Annotated in this window: 17 protein-coding genes; 12 read left to right on the forward strand and 5 right to left on the reverse strand. The window is 68.4% G+C overall.

Going from position 1 to position 15,257, the window contains the following annotated elements; all coding sequences use genetic code 11:
* Positions 1 to 50 precede the first annotated feature (50 nt).
* Positions 51 to 428: an ArsR/SmtB family transcription factor gene (locus V6U86_RS14105; RefSeq protein ID WP_334503035.1), complete on the forward strand. Its 378-nt coding sequence runs from the start codon at positions 51 to 53 to the stop codon at positions 426 to 428.
* Here V6U86_RS14105 and V6U86_RS14110 read toward each other — a convergent pair.
* Positions 400 to 1,509, reverse strand: coding sequence for a flavin-containing monooxygenase (locus V6U86_RS14110; RefSeq protein ID WP_334503037.1), 1,110 nt, complete (start codon positions 1,507 to 1,509; stop codon positions 400 to 402). The two genes, V6U86_RS14105 and V6U86_RS14110, sit on opposite strands and share 29 nt — an antisense overlap.
* 63 nt (positions 1,510 to 1,572) lie before the next feature.
* On the opposite strand from V6U86_RS14110, the gene V6U86_RS14115 reads away from it, so the two are divergent.
* Positions 1,573 to 1,917 carry an ArsR/SmtB family transcription factor gene (locus V6U86_RS14115; RefSeq protein ID WP_334503039.1) on the forward strand — a complete coding sequence of 115 codons (345 nt, stop codon included), beginning with the start codon at positions 1,573 to 1,575 and terminating at the stop codon, positions 1,915 to 1,917.
* 102 nt (positions 1,918 to 2,019) lie between these two features.
* Here the strand turns inward: V6U86_RS14115 and V6U86_RS14120 are convergent, their stop codons facing one another.
* Positions 2,020 to 2,802, reverse strand: a complete 783-nt coding sequence (locus tag V6U86_RS14120) for a sulfite exporter TauE/SafE family protein (RefSeq protein WP_334503041.1) — start codon at positions 2,800 to 2,802, stop codon at positions 2,020 to 2,022.
* A gap of 263 nt (positions 2,803 to 3,065) precedes the next feature.
* On the opposite strand from V6U86_RS14120, the gene V6U86_RS14125 reads away from it, so the two are divergent.
* The 6 genes from V6U86_RS14125 (at position 3,066) to trxB (ending at position 6,812) form a co-directional block, all read left to right on the forward strand.
* The gene (locus V6U86_RS14125) at positions 3,066 to 3,767 is read left to right on the forward strand and encodes an arsenate reductase/protein-tyrosine-phosphatase family protein (RefSeq protein ID WP_334503043.1); all 702 of its coding nucleotides are present in this window, start codon (positions 3,066 to 3,068) and stop codon (positions 3,765 to 3,767) included.
* Complete coding sequence (locus tag V6U86_RS14130; RefSeq protein WP_334503045.1) at positions 3,760 to 4,422, forward strand: arsenate reductase ArsC; 663 nt, start codon at positions 3,760 to 3,762, stop codon at positions 4,420 to 4,422. The genes V6U86_RS14125 and V6U86_RS14130 overlap by 8 nt, the downstream gene beginning before the upstream one ends.
* Before the next feature lie 55 nt (positions 4,423 to 4,477).
* Positions 4,478 to 5,224, forward strand: a complete 747-nt coding sequence (locus V6U86_RS14135; protein WP_334503047.1) for an MIP/aquaporin family protein — start codon at positions 4,478 to 4,480, stop codon at positions 5,222 to 5,224.
* Positions 5,221 to 5,406 (forward strand): hypothetical protein, encoded by a 186-nt coding sequence (locus tag V6U86_RS14140; RefSeq protein ID WP_334503050.1) that lies wholly within the window; start codon positions 5,221 to 5,223, stop codon positions 5,404 to 5,406. Before V6U86_RS14135 ends, V6U86_RS14140 begins: the two co-directional genes overlap by 4 nt.
* Positions 5,406 to 5,813, forward strand: a complete 408-nt coding sequence (locus tag V6U86_RS14145) for an arsenate reductase ArsC (protein WP_282258197.1) — start codon at positions 5,406 to 5,408, stop codon at positions 5,811 to 5,813. The genes V6U86_RS14140 and V6U86_RS14145 overlap by 1 nt, the downstream gene beginning before the upstream one ends.
* A 69-nt stretch (positions 5,814 to 5,882) precedes the next feature.
* A complete protein-coding gene (gene trxB, locus V6U86_RS14150; RefSeq protein ID WP_334503058.1) occupies positions 5,883 to 6,812 on the forward strand; it encodes a thioredoxin-disulfide reductase in 930 nt (309 codons plus the stop codon).
* A gap of 52 nt (positions 6,813 to 6,864) precedes the next feature.
* Here the strand turns inward: trxB and V6U86_RS14155 are convergent, their stop codons facing one another.
* Positions 6,865 to 7,908 (reverse strand): ArsO family NAD(P)H-dependent flavin-containing monooxygenase, encoded by a 1,044-nt coding sequence (locus tag V6U86_RS14155; protein WP_334503060.1) that lies wholly within the window; start codon positions 7,906 to 7,908, stop codon positions 6,865 to 6,867.
* Between the two features lie 687 nt (positions 7,909 to 8,595).
* Here V6U86_RS14155 and V6U86_RS14160 point away from each other — a divergent pair.
* Genes V6U86_RS14160 through V6U86_RS14175 form a run of 4 tightly spaced genes read left to right on the forward strand, consistent with a single transcriptional unit; the run spans position 8,596 to position 13,388 of the window.
* The gene (locus tag V6U86_RS14160; RefSeq protein WP_334503062.1) at positions 8,596 to 10,581 is read left to right on the forward strand and encodes a KAP family P-loop NTPase fold protein; all 1,986 of its coding nucleotides are present in this window, start codon (positions 8,596 to 8,598) and stop codon (positions 10,579 to 10,581) included.
* On the forward strand, positions 10,581 to 11,297 hold the full coding sequence (locus tag V6U86_RS14165; protein WP_334503065.1) for a hypothetical protein: 717 nt from the start codon (positions 10,581 to 10,583) through the stop codon (positions 11,295 to 11,297). Before V6U86_RS14160 ends, V6U86_RS14165 begins: the two co-directional genes overlap by 1 nt.
* Position 11,298: 1 nt before the next feature.
* On the forward strand, positions 11,299 to 12,639 hold the full coding sequence (gene qatC / locus V6U86_RS14170) for a Qat anti-phage system QueC-like protein QatC (RefSeq protein WP_334503067.1): 1,341 nt from the start codon (positions 11,299 to 11,301) through the stop codon (positions 12,637 to 12,639).
* Positions 12,636 to 13,388 carry a TatD family hydrolase gene (locus V6U86_RS14175; protein ID WP_334503069.1) on the forward strand — a complete coding sequence of 251 codons (753 nt, stop codon included), beginning with the start codon at positions 12,636 to 12,638 and terminating at the stop codon, positions 13,386 to 13,388. Before qatC ends, V6U86_RS14175 begins: the two co-directional genes overlap by 4 nt.
* A 122-nt stretch (positions 13,389 to 13,510) precedes the next feature.
* Here the strand turns inward: V6U86_RS14175 and V6U86_RS14180 are convergent, their stop codons facing one another.
* Together V6U86_RS14180 and V6U86_RS14185 are read right to left on the reverse strand one after the other, a co-directional pair.
* On the reverse strand, positions 13,511 to 14,107 hold the full coding sequence (locus V6U86_RS14180; protein WP_334503071.1) for a hypothetical protein: 597 nt from the start codon (positions 14,105 to 14,107) through the stop codon (positions 13,511 to 13,513).
* A gap of 40 nt (positions 14,108 to 14,147) precedes the next feature.
* The gene (locus tag V6U86_RS14185) at positions 14,148 to 15,251 is read right to left on the reverse strand and encodes a hypothetical protein (protein ID WP_334503073.1); all 1,104 of its coding nucleotides are present in this window, start codon (positions 15,249 to 15,251) and stop codon (positions 14,148 to 14,150) included.
* Positions 15,252 to 15,257: the final 6 nt, after the last annotated feature.

Consider the following 15,257-nt stretch of genomic DNA (forward strand, 5'->3'; position numbering starts at 1 on the left):
TGTCGAATCAGAGAGTTGCACGCTGCTTAGACACCTGTCAACCTAGAGGCATGTCAAAGCAAGCTGCGTCGCTTCCCGTCATCGACCTCACCGCCGACACGCCGTGCTGCCCGCCGCTGGCGCAGAGCCCGGTGCCGGCGCAGACCGCCGCGGTGCTCGCGCCGGCGTTCAAGGCGCTCGGCGACCCGGTGCGGCTGCAGCTGATGTCGATGATCGCCTCCGCGAAAAGTGGGGAGGCGTGCGTCTGCGACCTGACCCCGGCGTTCGACCTGACCGGGCCGACGATCTCGCACCACCTCAAGACGCTGCGCGAGGCCGGCCTCGTCGACGCCGAACGCCGCGGCACCTGGGTGTACTACCGGGCCCGGCCGGCCATCCTGCGCCAGCTCGCCGGACTGCTCAGCGTCGAACCGGCCGCCGTCGCGTGAGCTGCGCCCAGCGCCCGCCGCTGCGCAGGTGCTCGGCCAGGGCCCTGACGATGTGGGTGGCGTCACGACCAACGCCGCGTAGGGTGTTCGACGAGAACGACCGCTGGAATTCCAGCCCCAGGTAGGCAAGCGCGGGGTGAGTGGTGGAGACCCCGCCGACGTGTTCGGGCATACCGGCAGGTGTGAGGGCGCCGAGCGCGGCGAGATATCCGAGGTTCGGGCGGTAGCCGGTCGCGAAGATCACCGCGTCGATCGGCTCGGACGCACCATCGGGCCACCTGACGCCGTCGGGGGTGAAGGCGGTGACCATGTCCCGGCGGGTTAGCAGGCCGCCCATGATGGCGTCGCGGTAGACGCCGGTGTCGAGCACTGCGGCATGGCGGATCAGGCGGGTGAGCACCGCGCGCGGGAGACGGTCCGCCCTCGTGGCATGCAGCCAGTGGTGTAGGTCCCGGCCGCGGATGCGTTGCGGCACGAACTGGATCGGCGCCCGGGTGGCCAGGGTGACCCGGGCGATCGGCGCCAGTTCGTGGGCGACCTGGATGGCGGAGTTCCCGGCGCCGACCACGATGACCCGCTTGCCGGCGTACGTCTCGGGCCGCCGGTACTGCGCGACGTGGCGCACCTCGCCGGTGTAGTCGCCGAGACCAGGTAACGCCGGCAGGTGCGGGTTCCCGAATGAGCCGCTGGCCGCGATGACCCCCGCCGCCGCGATCTCGTCGCCGCTGTCGGTGTGCACCAGATAGCCGCCGCCGGGGCGTTGACGCACGGCGGCGACACGTACGCCGGTGCGGATGTCGGCGTCGATGCCGCTGGCGTAGCGACGCAGGTAGGCGACGACCTCGTCGCGCCTCGGGTAACGCTCGGGATCACCCCCGCCGAACGCCAGGCCAGGCAGCGCGCTGAAGCGGGCCGGGGAGAACAGGGTGAGGCTGTCGTAGTAGTCCGGCCACGAGCCCACCGGCTCGGCGCCTGCCTCCAGGACGACGGGCCGCAGGCCGGCAGCCAGGACGGCGTGAGCGGCGGCGAGGCCGGACTGGCCGCCGCCGACGATGATCACAGATTCTCCAGAGGTGGTCACCTCCTCATCATATCGTCATCTCGTTGAATGACAATATGACCGTGGTGGGGAAAGGTGGCAGGCATGGATGAGCCCACGCCCTCGCAGGTGACCCCGCCCGCGACGGCGACTCCCGCAGGCCTGAGCGGACTGGCGCCGGACACACAGGAGTTCCTCAAGGCGCTGGGCAGCCCGACCCGCCAGCGGATCATGATGCTGTTCGCCCAAGGCGCCGAGCTGTCCGTCGGGCACGTCGCCGAGCGCGTCGGGATCAGCCAGGCGACCGCGTCGCAACAGTTGACCCTGCTGCGGCGGGGGCGGATCGTAACCTCGCGGCGTGACGGCAAGACGGTCTACTACCGGGCGGACCGCGACGGTGCACAGGCGGCGTTGGCCGACTTGCAGTCCTACCTCAAGACCTGCTGCTGAACCGACCCCTGTCCCGACGAGGCGGTCAGCCGCTGACTGGCCAGCCCGCGGTTGTTCGCCGAACACGCTGCGGCTAATCCTGCCGGCTGCTGGCTGAAGGGTTCAGTGGGCAGCCTGCACCGTATAGAGGACGGCGACGCCGATGGCGAGAACTCCGAGCAGGAACTTCAGCCCGGTCTCGGGCAGGCGGGGCTGCAGGCGGGCTCCGAGATAACCGCCGATCAGGCCACCCAGCCCGCAGAGCAGACCCAGCCGCCAGAGCGGTGCGATGTCGCCGACGGTCGTCAACGCCAGCAGCGCGTAGGTCCCGGCGCCGGCAATCGAGGTCACGAAGGTCGACGCGAGGGCGGCCGGCGCGACCTGACTCACCGGCATGCCCCGACCGACGAGGAACGGCCCGAGGATGGAGCCACCGCCGATGCCGTAGATCCCACCGACCACACCAGTGCTCAACGCAAGAACGGTGATGGCGCGCCCGGACGGTCGGCCGGCTGTTCGGCGTCGGCCCGGTCGCAGCGTCCGGACACACAGCCAGAGGCCCAACGGCAGCAGCAGCGCAGCGACGATCAGTCGGAACACCTGGGGCCCGGGGACGGCGAAGACTCGAATCACCGCCCCGATGACGACGCCTGGCAGCGTCCCGAGCAGCAGTTGGCGGGTCAGCCGGCCCGCCAACTGTCCGTGCCGGCGATAGCGCACCAGCGCACCGGGCCCGGCCACCACGTTGAACAACAGGTTGGTCGGGGTCACCGCTGGGCTGGGCACGGCCAGGACGCTGAGCTGCACCGGCAGCAGGAACACCGCCCCTGACACCCCGACCGGAGCGGTCACCACCGAGATCAGCACACCCGCGGCGAAACCGAGCAGGCCGGTCTGCCAGGTCACCTTGTCAGGACCCAGACCGCGCCGCCCGGGACCGCACCGTGGTAGCCGATGACGGGTCCAGTCACGCGGGCACTATAACGACGGGCAGTGCCGTCGGTGTGAGTCGCCGAGGCGGCGACCACGCCCACGGGACAGGCCGGTGTGCCGCCTCCGGTCATCGGCAACCACCAACCACCATCCAGGGCGCTGGCACGAAACCGCAACCAGATAGCTCTCCCTCACCCCGTTTGACATCCCGCATCGACTCAGTAATTATTGAGTCAATGAACATTGAGCTTGTCTCCGTGCAGGGGCGCGCCCGGATCCACGCCGCGCTCGGCGACCCGGCGCGCCTGGCGATCGTGGACGCGCTCACCCTCGGCGACGCCTCCCCGGGGGAGATCGCCCACGACCTGGACATGCCGACGAACCTCGTCGCCCACCACGTCAAGGTCCTCACCGAGGCCGGCTTGGTCGTTCGGGACCGGTCTGAGGGCGACCGGCGCCGCACCTACCTGCGGCTGCGGCCCGAGGCTCTCACCGCGCTGAACCCGACGCCACTGAGCGGGGTGCGACGGGTCGTGTTCGTCTGCACCCACAACTCCGCCCGCTCGCAACTGGCCGCCGCCCTCTGGTCCGATCGCACCCACACCGCGGCGGCGTCAGCGGGAACGAAACCCGCCCAGCGGGTCCACCCGCGTGCCGTCGCCGTCGCCCGCCGCCACGGGCTGGTACTGAACCCGACCGGCACCTCTCACGTCGCCGACATCGTGCGCGACGACGACCTAGTCATCGCGGTCTGCGACAACGCCCACGAGGAACTCACCGGGCCGGCGCGGCCCCGGCTGCACTGGTCGGTGCCCGACCCGGTCCGGGCCGACACCGACGACGCGTTCGAAGCCGCGTTCGCCGACCTCGCCGCCCGCGTCGAGCGCGTCGCCCCCGTCATCACCCCCACCATGAATCCGGGAGAGCACCGTGACTGACACCAGCCCCCACCCGCTTCAGGAAATCTCCGTCGACCAGCAGGTCGCCCTGCGCACCGCGGCCACCCGCCTCGCCGCCGAATTCGCCGGCATCTACGGCGCCGAGACCATCGAGGCGTTCCTGCATTCCAGCTACGACCAGTTCGCCACCGCCGGCAGCATCCCCAACTACCTGCCCCTGCTCGCCGAGCGCTTCGCCCGTCAGCGCCTGCGCGCCCTCGCACGGGTCGAGGGTCACCACCGCGACGGCCGCCCAGTGGTGCTGTTCCTCTGCACGCACAACGCCGGCCGCTCCCAGATGGCGTTGGGTTTCTTCACCCACCTCGCCGGCGAGCAGGCGGTGGCGTGGTCCGGAGGGAGTGAGCCCGGCATCGAGGTCAACCCCGCCGCGATCGCGGCGATGACCGAACGTGGCATCGACATCACCGACGAGTTCCCCAAGCCCTGGACCGACGAGGTGATCCGCGCCGCCGACGTCGTGGTCACCATGGGCTGCGGCGACGCGTGCCCGGTCTTTCCCGGCACCCGCTACGAGAACTGGGACCTCGACGACCCCGCCGACCAGAGCCTGGCCGACGTCCGGCCGATCCGCGACGAGATCGAACGCCGCGTCCGCCGCCTGCTCGATGACCTGAACGTCACCGCCACCCGATAGACCCGCCGGCCCGATGTCGGGTCGCACCGTTAGCGCACTAGGAGAGAACAGACTGATGACCATCGCACTTTGGCGGCGCCTGCTGGCCGAGTTTCTCGGGACCGCCCTGCTGGTCACCGCCGTGGTGGGCTCCGGCATCATGGCCACCACTCTGTCTCCGGACGACGTCGGGTTGCAGTTGCTGGAGAACTCGATCGCCACCGCGTTCGCCCTCGGCGCGCTGATCCTGATCTTCGGCCCGGTCTCCGGCGCCCATTTCAACCCGGTGGTCTCCGCCGCCGACTGGTTCCTCGGCCGCCGCGCCGGCACCGGCCTGTCCGGTCGGGACCTGGGCGGGTACGTGGCCGCTCAGGTCGCTGGGGCGATCGCCGGGTCGGTGCTGGCGAACCTGATGTTCGACCTCATCGCGGTCGACTTCTCCGCCAAGGACCGGGCCGCCGGCCACCTGTGGCTCGGTGAGGTCGTCGCCACCACCGGCCTGATCCTGCTGGTCTTCGCCCTGGCCCGCTCCGGCCGCGCCCCCGTCGCCCCGGCCGCCGTCGGCGCGTACATCGGCGCCGCCTACTGGTTCACCTCGTCCACGTCGTTCGCCAACCCGGCGGTGACGATCGGCCGCGCGTTCACCGACACCTTCGCCGGCATCGCCCCCACCTCCGTTCCCGGCTTCGTCATCGCCCAACTGGTTGGCCTCGTCGTGGGCCTCGGTCTGCTGGCCGCGCTCTACCCGGACGCCGGGAGGGCCGCCGACCACGTGGTCGTTCCCGCTGACGACCGCGACCCTGCACTCGATCACCGCCCATGACCGTCACCAGCGAGCACCGTGACGGGGACAGACCCGGCCGGGAGCTCCTCAACCCGGCCCGTCACATCGGCCGGTACCGGCTGCTCGACCGCAACAGCGACCCCGAGAGCTCCCGGCCCTCCATATCTGACGAGGCGCCGGTCAACCGGCTCCGCGAACCGCACTGCCAGAAAGGCTTCTGATGTCCGACAAGCCCAGCGTCCTGTTCGTCTGCGTCCACAACGCCGGTCGCTCCCAGATGGCCGCCGGTTGGCTGCGCCACCTCGCCGGTGACACCGTCGAGGTCCGCTCCGCCGGCTCCGCCCCCGCCGACACCGTCAACCCCGCCGCCGTCGAGGCCATGCGCGAGGTCGGCATCGACATCACCGACCAAACCCCGAAGCTCCTCGAGTACGCCACCGCGGAATCCTCGGACGTCATCGTCACCATGGGATGCGGTGACGCCTGCCCGGTCTTCCCCGGTAAGCGCTACGAGGACTGGAAGCTCGAAGACCCCGCCGGCAAGGGCGTCGAATCCGTCCGCCCCATCCGCGACGAGATCCGAACCCGGGTGGAAAAACTCCTCGGCGAGCTGCGCACCGCCGCCTGACCCTGTCAACCACCCCCCGCCCGCCGACCCCGCCGTCGGCGGGCGGCTGTCCCTGAGCAGGAGCCCTTCGTGTCCGATCCGCACCGCCTGATCATCATCGGTTCCGGACCCGCCGGATACACCGCCGCCCTCTACGCCGCCCGCGCCAACCTCGCACCCCTGCTCATCGAGGGCAGCCAGTCCGGCGGGGCGCTGATGACCACCACCGAGGTGGAGAATTTCCCCGGCTTCCCCGGCGGCATCACCGGCCCCGACCTGATGGACAACCTGCGAAAGCAGGCCGACCGCTTCGGCGCCCAGTTCATCACCGACGACGTCACCCGCGTCGACCTCACCGGCGACGTCAAGACCGTGTGGATCGGCGAGCAAACCCACCAGGCCCTCGCGGTCATCCTCGCCAGCGGCTCCGCCTGGCGGCCCCTCGGCGTCCCCGGCGAGGCCGAACTCCTCGGCCACGGCGTGTCCGCCTGCGCCACCTGCGACGGGTACTTCTTCCGCGACCAGGACATCGCCGTGGTCGGCGGCGGCGACACCGCCATGGAAGAAGCCACCTTCCTCACCCGCTTCGCCCGCAGCGTCACCATCATCCACCGCCGCGACAACTTCCGCGCCAGCCAGATCATGGCCGAGCGGGCGCTGAGCAATAACAAGATCCAAGTGGCGTGGAACAGCGTCGTCGAGGACATCATCGGCCACGACGGTGCCGTCACCGCAGCGCGCTTGCGCGACGTGCACACCGGCCAGATGCGGGTCTTGGACGTCACCGGCGTGTTCGTCGCCATCGGCCACGACCCCCGCAGCGACCTGTTCCGCGGCCAGGTCGCCCTCGACGACGACGGCTACGTCATCGTCGACTCCCCGGGCACCCGCACCAACCTGCCCGGCGTGTTCGCCGCCGGTGACCTCGTCGACCACACCTACCGGCAAGCCATCACCGCCGCCGGCACCGGCTGTGCCGCCGCCCTCGACGCCGAGCGCTACCTCGCCGCCCTGCCCTAACCGGCGCCAGCAGCAACCGGGCCAGGACGCTGGTGGCGATTTCGTTGCGGGGCTAGCCGGCCAGTTGGGCACTGATGTCCGCGACCGTGGCCTTGGCCGTGCGCCCCGCGCCCACCAACGTTGCCGACGCCGACCCGGTCCAGTCCCCGTAGCCCAGCAGGTAGAGGCGGGGCTCGTCCACCGACCTCGTACCGTCGGTGGGCGCCGTGCCCTGCCGCCACCCGGGCAGCAGCGGCGCGAGGTGGGCGAGGTCCGGGCGGAACCCGGTGCACCAGATGACCGCGTCACACGGCTGTTCGGTGCCGTCGGCCCAACACACGCCGTGCGCGCTCAGCCGGGTGAACATCTCGCGGGCATGCAGCACACCGCGCTCACGCGCGTCGACGACGCTGGGCACCATCACGATGTCCCCAAGGTCGCTCACCCCGCCACCGGCCGCACCGGAGGCCTTCCTGGCGGCCACATCAAACAGCACCCGCCCGTCCACGTCGTCCGGCATGAACCGCGGCCGACGCCGAGTGACCCAGGTGACCTCGGCGACCCGCGACACATCGGCCAGGATCTGCGCCCCGGAGTTGCCCCCACCGACGATGACGACCCGCTGCCCGCGGAACTCCTGAGGCGAGGCGTACTGCACGGTGTGCACCTGCCGGCCAAGGAACTCCTCCCGGCCCGGGACGTCCGGCACGTACGGGCACTGCCACGTCCCGGTCGCCGAGATGACGTACCGGGCAGACCACGTTCCGGCGTCAGTCTGCACCGCCAAGCGCTCGCCCGCCGGCCGCACCTCCTGAACCCGGACCGGGCGACGCACCGCGAGGTCGTAGCGCTGCTCGTAGGCCCGCAGATAGTCCACGACGTGCCCGGCGCTCGGGAACTCCTCACCGTCCTGGCCTGGCATACCCCACCCCGGCAGCGGGCTGTACGGCGCCGGGGAGAACAACCGCAACGAGTCCCAGCCATGCCGCCACGCGCCACCCGGCTGCGACTGAGCATCGAGGATGACGTACTCCAGGCCAGCACGGCGCAGGTAGTAGCCCGCCGCCAGGCCCGCCTGCCCGCCCCCGACGACCACCACATCACACGACCCGGGCACCCCCGACACCTCCTGGCTCCATGAGCATGATGCCGGCACCACCCCGACGGGCGCCGGAAGCCCCACAACCGAGCAACGACGGGTCGGGGATTGGGCGGCGGCGAATCTCGGCGAGGCGCAATCCGCAGCACGTCACGCTATCTCGCCGACGCCGCCCCTCTCGCCCAGCACGGCAGCCTAAGACTGCCCACGTCCGCGGTAGCGATCACGAGCATGCTCGCCACCGCCGGCCTGCTTACCCCACGACAACCTTCGGGAAGAACGTCAGGCTTGGGACGCGCTCCCGAGGCTGGGCCGGCTACGGGCAGCATCGAGGACGAAAGCGGCCGTCGCCTCAGCCGCGTCCCGGGCACACCGCGTCGTCGCCCAAAATCGCACAACCCCAGCAAGGCCTAACCGCACCGCCGAACCGCCCCAGTGCTTGCATCCACCGATCAGCCCGCCGAATTCGGTGCTAGCTCGACATTCGATGCAGCCCGGCGCCGGCCCGCCCAGCCACTCGGTCAACTGAGCCTTTACATCGTGTGAAACGTCCAGCCAAGAGGACGGATCGCGCCACCGCCCAGCCACTGTCCGTGACCACCACGCTGTACCCACTGAGGAAAGGCGGGGGTAGCGTTCTCGGCCGATCCCGCTGCCGCAAGGACTCGGCAGCTCAGGGTCGATGACGACCGTGGGGGATGCGACATGTGGCCAGACAACGAGACCGACATCGATTTGCTGGGCTTCGAGTTCCTCGTCGATAGCCTGGTCATTGTCCTGTCCGAACCGCGGCTGTTGCCGTTGACGGTGGGAGTGCTCGGGGACTGGGGGTCGGGCAAAAGCAGCCTGATGAGCCTGGCCTGCACCGAACTGAAGGCCTTGTCGGCCACCGATGAGGCTGGAGACGACTTCCGCAGCCGATATGTGTGTGTGCAGTTCAGCCCGTGGCGCTACGAGGACTACGAGGATGTGAAGGTTTCGCTGATGTCGGCCGTGCTGGGCGAGCTGGCGACCGAGGTCCCGCAGCGCAAGGAAGAGATCGGCCGACTCAAGGCGCTGGGCCGGCGGCTGCGCCGGCAGAGCCGCCGGGTGGTAAGCGGGGGGATCGAACTCATTCCCACAGCGGTGCCGGCCATAGCTGGCTTCGTGGACCCCAGCCTCGACCCTGAATTGGTCAAGATGGCACAGCAGACAGCCCAAATAGCCGTCACGACGGCGGGACAGCGAACCGCCGGAGATTTAGCCGGACCGGTCGACGATGGCGAGACCATCACCACGGTCGACGAGTTCCGTAGCCGTTTCGCCACGTTGGTGAACTCACTCGATGAAGTCGCCGCTGTTGTGGTGTTCATCGACGACCTCGACCGTTGCCTTCCCGAGACGGTTGTGGACACCTTCGAAGCGATCCGACTGCTGTTGGGCGCGCCCCGGACCGCATTCGTGCTCGCCGCTCACCAGAAGGTCGTGGAGTCTGCGGTCGACGCCCGGTACCCGGCGCTGCGCGACGACAACGGCTCGGGGATCGGCGCGCAGTACCTCGAAAAGATGTTCCAGCAGAAGATTACCGTCCCCGCACTGGCCGTCCCGGAAGCGGTCACCTACGTCAACCTGCTGCTGGCCGAGCTGCACTTGGACCGACCATCCTTCCAACGGGTTCGTGACCACGTCGCCGCTCAACGAGCAGCCCACACACTCGAGGTGGTCTTCACCCTCGGCACTCTTGGTGAACTCGACGTCGACGTCCCGACCGAGCTGGTAGCCGACCTGCAATGGGCGGCCGCAATCGCACCGGTCCTAGCGTCGGGCTCCCGGGGTAACCCCCGCCAGATCAAGCAGTTCCTCAACACCTTGCAGCTGCGGCGTCGCAGCGCGGCCCGACGCAAGGTGAGCCTGGACCCGGCGGTTCTGGCCAAGCTGATGTTGCTCGAACAGCAGCACTTCGCCGAGTTCCAACAGCTGTTCGACTGGCAGATCGACAGCGGCGGGCCCTCCTGTCCGCAGTTGACGGCCGCCGAACACCTGCGGCGCTCCGATACCGCCCCGCTGCCCGATCAGGACCCAGGCCCGTCCGCCGACGCCGAGGGCGGTACCCGCGCAACCAGATCCCGATCCCGCGTGCCTCGGCAGGCGGCCGCCCCGCCGGTCGATGAGGCGGTGCAGCAGTGGGCGAACAGACCGCCGGTGCGAGATTGGCTGGCGTTGTCACCGCAGCTGGCATCGGTTGACCTGCGACCCTACTTCACCTACTCGCGGGACCGGTTGAGCTTGGCTGCGGTGTCAATCGCTCGACTGTCCAGCAGTCAGCAGCGGTTGCTCGGCCAACTCCTGGGCACCATTGACCCGGTACGCCGTGCGGCCATCGGCACCTTGGCCACGGCGGAGCCGACCGACAGGGACGCGGTCATCGAGGCTCTCGCCCGAGCGCTGCTGACCACCCCCGAGGACGCGTTCGTCGCGGTCTGCGAGACAGTGGCCCGAATCGAGGACTCGCGCGAGGTGTTGTTCACCGCGCTCGACCGGCTGCCCGTGGCCGCGGTGCCCGCCGTGCACGTCCCCACCGCCGGGGCGCGCCTACCGATCGCCGACCCGCGTACCGTCGCCTTGTTGGACAAGTGGGCCGCCAGTGGCCGGGCGGAGCTGACCGGGATGGTCGCCCTGGTCCGGCGCACCAGTAGCCGTACGGGGCGCTGATGGGAACCTCGACCGACCGTACCGGCGGCACCGGCGGCGCGTGGACGCCGCTCAAGCACGCCGCGACATCGCTCATGCGCGCCGCCGATACTGGGCAGCGCAGCCCCACCACGTTGCGACGGTTGCTATCCCGGCACGTGCCCGTGCTCGGCGGGGCGGCCGGTGCGGTCGCCGGCGCCCGTGCCGGCCGGGTCGGTGCCCAACGGCTCGGCGCCGTCCTCGCCGGAATCGCCACCGACGGACTCGGGACCGCCCTCGCAGGGCAGGGCCTCGGCGACCTCGTGGGCGCCGACCGGCTCGCTGTACTCGACGCACTGGCCGGATACGTCGCAGGAGACGGCGCCGACATCGACGGACAGGCCGCACGCGACGCCATGTTCGACGTCCTCGCCGACCTGTTCCCGGACGCCGACAGCTGGGCCGACCTCGACGCCGTGCGGCTGGACGCAGACGGCGTGCGGGACATGTTGGAGCTGTTCCTAGCCCGATACGTCTACAACCGCATCCCGGTGATCGCCGAGCGCCTGGCCCGCCTCGACGACCCGGTGAAGGCCCAACGCGCCGAAGAGGATCTGCAACGGATGGTGCGCAGCTTCGTGCACCTGCGCCTGCCCGACGACGCGTTGGAGGTCGACTGGTCCGGCCCGCCCGGCCGCACCATCATCGATGATTCACTGCGCGCGGTCTACGACGCGCTGAGCGTGCTGGAGGATTGACGTGGACGCCGACACCGTACGGCTGCGGATCCGGTCCGCCCCGTCCGCCGCCGCCGCACCTGCTGGCATCGACCGGCTCCTGGACTGGGCACCCGGCCGCCGGGAAGCCACCATCGAATTCACCACCGGCTTCTTCACCGACTGGACACCCACCACCATCGGCATCGAACTGCTGCGCTTCGCCGCGGGAGTCTACTGCGGCGACCGGACCGTGCCACGCGAACCTCAAATCGACGGGTGGACCCGCACCTTGCACGTCGACGTGCCCGCCAGCGACCCCGGGGCGTGGGAGCAGGCCGAGTGGGCTGGCACGCTCGGGTTCCTCACCGGCGACCGGTGGCACATCCGGCCCCGCCGCACCCGCCGGATCATCAGCGAGCCAGCCGGGCTGGACGTCGACGCGGTGTCGTTGTTCTCCGGCGGTCTGGACTCACTGTGTGGCGTCATCGACCTGCTCGAAGAAGACCCCGAGCGGCGGCTGCTGCTGGTCGGGCACCACGAGGGAGGCCAAGCGTCCACCGCCCAGCGTGACCTGCACGCCGCCCTCGTCGACGTCTACGGCCAACGGGTCCAGCTACGACGCCTCTTCTGCCGCCCCGCGCCCCCGGACGAGACCCAAACCCAGCCGCTGCCCACCGAACGCGAACGCACCACCCGATCCCGGTCGCTCCTGTTCATCACCGCCGCGCTGGCCGCCGCCTCCGCGGCCGGCCCCGACGTACCGGTCTACGTCCCGGAGAACGGCTGGATCGGCCTGAACGTGCCGCTAACCCGGGCACGCACCGGATCGGCTAGCACCCGCACCACCCATCCACACTTCGTTGCCCTGCTCACCGGCTCATGCCGCGCCCTCGGCCTCAGCAACCCGATCATCAATCCGTACCGGTTGCAGACCAAGGGAGAGATGCTGGCAGCGTGCCGCAACCCGCGGCTCCTCGCCAAGCTCGCCCCCAGCAGCGTCTCCTGCGCGCACCCGGAAACCCCACGATGGCGGGACCGGAAGCAGGGCAACTGCGGCTACTGCCTACCCTGCCTGGTACGCCGCGCCGCGCTGAGGCGCATCCGACGCGACCTGCCCGACCAGTACGCCTGGGACGCGCTCAGCGATGCCGGGTTGCTCGACCCGGCCGAGCGCACCGGTGCCGATCTGCGAGCTATCGTCCACGGCGTCAGCCCACACCGCGACGAACTGGCCATCATGCGCAACGCACCATTACCCGTCGGCGAGCACCAGGACCACCTACAGCTGTGGCTCCGTGGCGCCGCCGAGATCCGCGAATGGCTTGGCGGCAGCACCGGAAAGCTAGCCCAGTTGACCACGACCGTGTGGAGGAACCGGTGACCGACGTCCTCCTCGACACCCACTGCCACCTCGACGCCTACCCCGACCCCAGCTACATCCTGGCGGGCGCGACAACCGCCGGCGTCGAGCTGGTAGCGGTGACCAACGGCCCCGATGACTACCGTCGGATGGCGACGCTGCTTCCTCGAAGCGGCCCGGCCCGCGCGGCTCTCGGCCTGCACCCACTCAACGCCGAGCGGCTGGGGATGGGCGGCGTGCTGCGCTTCAGCCGGCACGCCGCCGACGCGGCCTGGATCGGGGAAATCGGCTTGGACTTCTCCCCGGCCGGCCGCGACACCCGAACCACACAGCTGAGGACCTTCGACGCGCTGTTGGCGTTGCCGCAGCTACAAGACCGGCCGGTATCCGTGCACACCCGCGGCGCCGACCGCATCGCCGTGCAACGCCTAGCCGATGCCGGCATCCGAGCGGTGCTGCACTGGTACACCGGGCCCCTCGACGTCGCCGACGACGCACTCGCAGCCGGCCTGCACTTCTCGATCAATCCGGCCATGCTCGCCAGCGCCAAGGGGCGCACCCTGCTGGCGAAACTGCCTCACGACCGAGTGCTCTTCGAAACCGACGGCCCGCACACCCGCCGTGCCGGCCAACCGTGCCAGCCGGCCAACCTGCCCGACATGGTCGAGAATCTAGCCCAGCTGTGGGGAGTCAACGCGACACAGGTACACACCCAGATCTGCGCCAACCAACGCCGGATCATCGGCGAGACAACCGCAGCTTCGAAATAGAAACGCTCCAGAGCCGCAGGGACGCGATGACGCTCGCGTACCCGCACCGTCTGACCCGAAGCGTCCTTCAGGTCCGATGCAGTAACTGACCTCCGCGCGGGAGGAGAGACTGCCGTGAACGCTCAGGCGCGAGCTTGATCCGAACCGTCATCTTCAAGGCCCTCGACGTATGCGTCAACGCACATCTGAAGCAGGAGGATCGGGCCGGGCGTTACGTCATCAAGGGAAACGTTGCCGTATTCCTCGAAAGTGCCGACATCGAATTCAACCTGAGTCCAGAACCGGTGAATATCGCGTAATATTTCGAGCGCGTCGACAAAGAGCTGCATATCGGGTTCGAAGTCTAGGTCGACGATGTACTTGCCCAACTCGTGCGTCAGTTCGTGTCTGTGCGCGTAGATGCGATCTAGGCGGTCTGCCTGTCCCGCAGAAATCGCCTCCAGTTCGACGAGCCACCTAAGTGACGCTGGGAAAAGGCGCCTCCTGGGGTCCAGTGCTAACACTTTCTCGGCATAGGCGACCTCGTCGTAGATGCTGCCGGACTCGTCGAACCCGGTCAGGTAGAACTGACGTACTCCGTCAACCACAGCCGTTTTGATCAGCTCATGTGTTAATTGATAGAGGCCCGCAAAACTCAAGGTCGCTCGTATGCGCCAAGGTTGAAGCTTCGCTTCCAGCCGTTCCCGCAATTGCTCGGAATCAGCAGTGAAGTTCTCCATGCCGCCACTCCATCCCCTGCCTGCGTCTTAGGCACGTGGCCTAGCCTTGGTCAGGTTCTCGGTCGCCAAGCCGATTGTTGAATCGTTCAATCCGCCGAGCCTCTATCTGCTCCTCGACGGCCAGGGTGTGCGTCCGCTCCAGATCTTCGAAGAGCGCCTGGACGGGCTCCTCCAAGGCCTCGAACGACCGCTCGATTTCTGCAAGATGATTGAAGAACCGGATGTGGTCTCCATTTGGGTCGAGACGCTCAGTCCGGCGAACCCACTGCCCCAAATCCTTCGTGGACAGATGCTCGACAGCTAAGTTCTTCAGGTCGTCTGGCCCTGAAGTGGCATGTGACCGATACGTCTGCGCAAGCTTCAGAACTACATCATCCCCAATGTTACCGAGGAGGAGATCCAAAACCTTGACCGTTGAAGTCAACTTTTGAAACCGCCCCTCAAGATTCTCTTTCAACTCACGTGCTATCGCGGGCCAGTCCCACTTCATTCCCGACTTAAGCTCGTCAACCAGCACGCTAGCTGGTGGTTTGAACTCCTCTCCCGTGACGTTTCCACCGACGGTTATCGGAGGGCCAAGCCAAACCGGATGCTGGGTGGTCTCGTCGTAGCGTTCCAGCAGCAAGCAGGCGACATCGAAGTAAATAGCGGTCACGGCCTTAAGTACGTCATACCGCACATGATCCCGGTGGTACATTTCGTTGCGGTAGCGATGAAGCTCCTTCAACGAGGCAGCAAGATCCGGAATGACCTTGCCCCTTCCTAGCAGAAAATTGGCCTTCTCCGCGAAGTCATTCTCGATTTTGTGCAGCTTTTTGGGCGGGATGACCCGGCGCTTCGCTTCTTCGTAGTGTTCCAAAGCCGTCGGATCGTCGGTTCCCGCGACGACTTCTTCCCATCTCCTTAAAATAGTTGCGTGAAAGTCATTGTTAATCAGTTCCGGGTAGATTGACCGGTACATGATCACCTCGGCCGCATTATCTAGGAGTATGTAAGCGACCCGCAGCTGCGCCGATGAGCCCTCGCGCAGCATGCGTTTAACTTCCCGCATCTGCGACACCAGGACATCAAACCGCGTCGCGGAGTAATAATCATCCGGATCTGGGTCAAAGTCTACAGAGCGTCGTGCCATTTTGTCAGCCAATCGGGG

Origin of the sequence: Micromonospora sp. CPCC 205558 (assembly GCF_036902955.1) — a bacterium.
Lineage (GTDB): Bacteria > Actinomycetota > Actinomycetes > Mycobacteriales > Micromonosporaceae > Micromonospora.

What these genes read in the sequence shown, in the direction of transcription:
- V6U86_RS14165 (WP_334503065.1), top strand. Translation starts at nt 10,581, where the DNA reads ATGGGAACCTCGACCGACCGTACCGGCGGCACCGGCGGCGCGTGGACG.
- V6U86_RS14105 (WP_334503035.1), top strand. Translation starts at nt 51, where the DNA reads ATGTCAAAGCAAGCTGCGTCGCTTCCCGTCATCGACCTCACCGCCGAC.
- V6U86_RS14115 (WP_334503039.1), top strand. Translation starts at nt 1,573, where the DNA reads ATGGATGAGCCCACGCCCTCGCAGGTGACCCCGCCCGCGACGGCGACT.
- V6U86_RS14135 (WP_334503047.1), top strand. Translation starts at nt 4,478, where the DNA reads ATGACCATCGCACTTTGGCGGCGCCTGCTGGCCGAGTTTCTCGGGACC.
- V6U86_RS14140 (WP_334503050.1), top strand. Translation starts at nt 5,221, where the DNA reads ATGACCGTCACCAGCGAGCACCGTGACGGGGACAGACCCGGCCGGGAG.
- V6U86_RS14180 (WP_334503071.1), bottom strand. Translation starts at nt 14,107, where the DNA reads ATGGAGAACTTCACTGCTGATTCCGAGCAATTGCGGGAACGGCTGGAA.
- V6U86_RS14145 (WP_282258197.1), top strand. Translation starts at nt 5,406, where the DNA reads ATGTCCGACAAGCCCAGCGTCCTGTTCGTCTGCGTCCACAACGCCGGT.
- V6U86_RS14125 (WP_334503043.1), top strand. Translation starts at nt 3,066, where the DNA reads ATGAACATTGAGCTTGTCTCCGTGCAGGGGCGCGCCCGGATCCACGCC.
- V6U86_RS14160 (WP_334503062.1), top strand. Translation starts at nt 8,596, where the DNA reads ATGTGGCCAGACAACGAGACCGACATCGATTTGCTGGGCTTCGAGTTC.